This is a genomic window from Alishewanella aestuarii B11 (assembly GCF_000280055.1).
Lineage (GTDB): Bacteria > Pseudomonadota > Gammaproteobacteria > Enterobacterales > Alteromonadaceae > Alishewanella > Alishewanella aestuarii.
In genome coordinates, this window is record NZ_ALAB01000018.1 from 1 (window position 1) to 3,872 (window position 3,872).

Consider the following 3,872-nt stretch of genomic DNA (forward strand, 5'->3'; position numbering starts at 1 on the left):
AGTCAGACATCTGACCTCAGACCGGTACCGGAGTGCTGTGGATAAGTGTGTTAGCCGAAGATGCCGCGGGTATCAATAACCACCTTAGCGGCTACGTCATTGACATGCAGGGCTTTGAATTGACGGTGATCTACCAATACTACTAACACATTGGCGCGTTCCAGCGCCTTGGGTAAGGTAGTAAGTTTATCATTGTGTTGGCTTAACCGTTTTGGCAGCGCCTTAATATTCGGCTCTACCAGCAGCACTTCACCTACATTGTCATTGATCAGATGCTCGGCGATATCTAAAGCCGGGCTTTCACGTAGATCGTCGATATCTGCTTTAAAAGCTAAACCCAAACAGGCAATAACCGGCCGTTTGAACTGATCCGCGGCTTCTTTCACCTTGTTGATCACATAATGTGGCTTACCGTCGTTGATCTCCCGTGCCGTGCGAATCATCCGGGCCAGCGCTGGCGCCGAGTCAACAATAAACCAGGGATCTACCGCGATACAGTGGCCACCGACGCCAGGGCCCGGGCTTAAAATATTAACCCGAGGATGGCGGTTAGCCAGTTTGATCAGTTCCCATACGTTGATTTTCAGCTCGTCACAAATCAGCGATAGCTCATTGGCAAAAGCGATATTTACATCACGGAAAGCGTTCTCTGTTAACTTTGCCATCTCAGCTGTACGGGCGTTGGTACGTAAACATTCGCCGCGCACAAATAACTGATACAGCGCAGTAGCCTGATCGGCACAACGCTCGGTAATGCCGCCGATAATACGGTCATTGCTGACCAGTTCCTGCAATACGCGACCAGGTAATACCCGCTCCGGGCAGTGTGCGATAAACACATCGGCATTATCAGACGGATCCAGTGGTACCCTCAGATCCGGGCGCAGTTCAGTCAGCCACTTAGCGATTTGCTCAGTAGTGCCCACCGGTGAAGTAGACTCCAGTACGATTAAGTTGCCTTTCTCGATTACCGGCGCGATATTTTCCAGCGCGGCACGGATGTAACTCAGATCCGGTGCTTTATCCTCTTTAAAGGGTGTGGGCACGGCAATCATAAAGGCCTGCGCCGGCTCCGGAGTTAATGAAGCTCGCAACTTGCCAGTAGTCACGGCCGCCTGTACCAACATGTCCAGATCCGGCTCGATAATATGAATTTTGCCCTGATTAATGGTATTAACCGCATGCTCCGATACGTCAACCCCAACAACCTCAACGCCACGCGAGGCAATAACAGCTGCAGTGGGTAAACCGATATAACCCAGGCCAATAACAGAAACTTTTGAATATGAAGACAGCATTATGCATTCCTTATAACGCTATAGAAGTGATGCCGCCATCATAAAGCCGCGAATATGAATATACAATTTATCGCCCAAAAAATAACTTATCCACAGCACTCCGGTACCGGCCGGAGCTCAGACCTCAGACCGGTACCGGAGTGCTGTGGATAAACGGGGTTGACTTAACGAATCGTAGTAAGGCTCTCATACACTGCGGTTATCGTCCTTGCTAAGCCTTCTTCAAAGCGCACTTGCGGAACCCAGCCAATTTCTGCCTTTATCTTATTGTTATTTAATGCGTATCGTCGATCATGCCCAGGACGGTCAGCTACATGAGTTATTAAGCTTTTCAGCTGGTCAGACCGGTACCGGAGTGCTGTGGGTAAGTTTAGAGTGGGGATTAAGTTGCATATCGCATGTGCAACTGCAAGATTCGTCAGCGGCTGATCTCCGGCAATGTTGTAAAACTCGCCGGGCTTACCACGCTGAAAAACTTGTAATAGTGCATGCACGTGATCGTCAACATACAACCAATCTCTGATTTGCAGGCCATCTCCATATATCGGTAACGGCTCCAGTTTCAGCGCGCGTTGAACGAGTAACGGGATCAGTTTTTCGGGGTATTGATGGGGTCCGTAATTGTTGGTGCAATGCGTTATAATCGCAGGCAGACCATAGGTTCTTGCCCAGGCTTGCACCAGATGATCACTTGCAGCTTTACTGGCTGAGTAAGGGCTGCTGGGATGATAAGGTGCACCTTCTGCTGCAGCGGGAGCAGAAATTGGCAGATCGCCGTATACCTCATCAGTAGAAACATGAACAAATTTAAAGGCCTTTTTACAGCTAGCCGTTAGCCCGGCAAAGTAATTGCGGCAACTCTCAAGCAAATTGAAAGTACCAACAATATTACTTTGAATAAAAGGGGATGCACTCTGAATAGACCGGTCTACATGACTCTCTGCAGCAAGATGAAATACGCCCACCGGGCGATATGCAGCGAACAATTTGGTAATAGCGTCGAGATCATTAATATCTAGCTGATAAAATCGATAGCGGCTATGCTTGCTCGCCACGGCCAGCGCTTCTGGGGTGGCAGCGTATGTCAATTTGTCGATATTGACGATCTGATAACCCGTGCTGTTTAGCAAATGCCTGATTAAAGCAGAGCCAATAAAGCCCGAACCACCGGTAACAAATAACACTTCCGACATTGAATACCACCAAAATACGTTATAATCGGCAAAAAAGTGAAGCAAACTATGACCATAACAGAAACATCACTCGCCGGTTGTCTGCTGCTTGAACAGCAACACTTTCACGATAATCGTGGTTTTTTTACTGAACTCTATGTTCAGCAACGCTTCCAGCAAGCGGGAATCACTCTGCCATTAGTTCAGGATAACCTATCGCAGTCAAAGCGCGGTGTGATTAGAGGCATGCATTTTCAGCGCAACAAGCCTCAAGGTAAACTGATATCTGTGCTTAAAGGTGAAATTTACGATGTAATGGTGGATATCAGACCCCACTCCAACACCTTTGGCCAGTGGCAAGGTATCTATCTGAGTGCTGATAAGCCGCGGCAGCTTTGGCTTCCACCTGGATTTGCGCATGGTTTTCAGGCGTTGGTTGATGACACCCTGGTATTTTATAAAACCAGTAGCTATTACGATGCGAACGACGAGGGCGCTTTTAACGTATTCGATACGGATCTGGCCATTACCTGGCCTTTACAAGCTGCGGTCCTCTCGGCCAAAGATCAACAAGCCCCGAGTTTCGCTGCAATTTGCCGCACCTTAGCCGAACTCTAATGCGTATTTTAATTACCGGTGCCGCCGGTCAGCTCGGACAACATATCAGCGCCGCACTGCAGGCTCGCGGAATTTCGTTTATCGCGTGCGACCGGCAACAGTTAGACATCAGTAATAGCAAACAGCTAATTCAAAAACTAACAGAGCTTAAACCTGACATCATCATCAATTGTGCTGCTTATACTCAGGTCGATCTTGCTGAAAGCAACCAACAGGCCTGTACCGCGATCAATGAAATCGCAGTTAAGCATTTAGCGGACTATTGTCAGGCACAACAAGCACTACTAGTTCATTTTTCAACCGACTATGTGTTTGACGGTCAAAAAAACACCCCTTATACGGAACAGGATAGTCCTAACCCGATAAACTACTACGGCGCCAGTAAAAGAGCAGGGGAGCTTGCTATCCAGCAAAGTCAGTGCCCGCACTACATACTGCGAACCAGCTGGCTTTATAGCAATGTTGGCCGAAACTTCTATACCACTATGCAGCGGTTAAGCCAGCAAACTGCGCCGGTTAAGGTTGTCGCTGACCAAACAGGTACACCAACACATGCCAAAGATCTCGCCGCAATAGTGGTAAGGCTTATTTTGCAGCAGGAACTGCCGTATGGGATTTATCACTATGCCGGTTCGCAGGTGATGAGCTGGTACCAGTTTGCGCAGCGTATCTTTCAGGAACAAGGAAGCAACACACCGCTCCTTGCTATCAGTAGCGCCGAATATCCGAGCATTGCACAGCGTCCGCGCTATAGCGCCCTCAACAGCCAGCACTTATCCACAGC

General features: G+C 48.6%; 4 protein-coding genes. 2 read left to right on the forward strand and 2 right to left on the reverse strand.

Annotation, left to right across the window (positions count from 1 at the left end):
• Window positions 1–50: 50 nt before the first annotated feature.
• Window positions 51–1,298 carry a UDP-N-acetyl-D-mannosamine dehydrogenase gene (gene wecC, locus AEST_RS06810; RefSeq protein WP_008607995.1) on the reverse strand — a complete coding sequence of 416 codons (1,248 nt, stop codon included), beginning with the start codon at window positions 1,296–1,298 and terminating at the stop codon, window positions 51–53.
• A 164-nt stretch (window positions 1,299–1,462) separates the two neighbouring features.
• Window positions 1,463–2,491 (reverse strand): dTDP-glucose 4,6-dehydratase, encoded by a 1,029-nt coding sequence (rfbB, locus tag AEST_RS06815; RefSeq protein ID WP_008607996.1) that lies wholly within the window; start codon window positions 2,489–2,491, stop codon window positions 1,463–1,465.
• A gap of 48 nt (window positions 2,492–2,539) precedes the next feature.
• Here rfbB and rfbC point away from each other — a divergent pair, with 48 nt between their 5' ends.
• Together rfbC and rfbD are read left to right on the forward strand one after the other, a co-directional pair.
• Entirely contained in the window at window positions 2,540–3,088 is a 549-nt protein-coding gene (gene rfbC, locus AEST_RS06820) for a dTDP-4-dehydrorhamnose 3,5-epimerase (protein WP_008607997.1), read from the forward strand.
• A partial coding sequence (gene rfbD, locus AEST_RS06825; protein ID WP_039925233.1) for a dTDP-4-dehydrorhamnose reductase occupies window positions 3,088–3,872 on the forward strand: 785 nt, incomplete at its 3' end. The genes rfbC and rfbD, both read left to right, overlap by 1 nt.

Excerpts from the sequence above, each read along its gene's own strand:
- rfbC (WP_008607997.1), top strand. The coding sequence starts at position 2,540 with ATGACCATAACAGAAACATCACTCGCCGGTTGTCTGCTGCTTGAACAG.
- wecC (WP_008607995.1), bottom strand. The coding sequence starts at position 1,298 with ATGCTGTCTTCATATTCAAAAGTTTCTGTTATTGGCCTGGGTTATATC.
- rfbB (WP_008607996.1), bottom strand. The coding sequence starts at position 2,491 with ATGTCGGAAGTGTTATTTGTTACCGGTGGTTCGGGCTTTATTGGCTCT.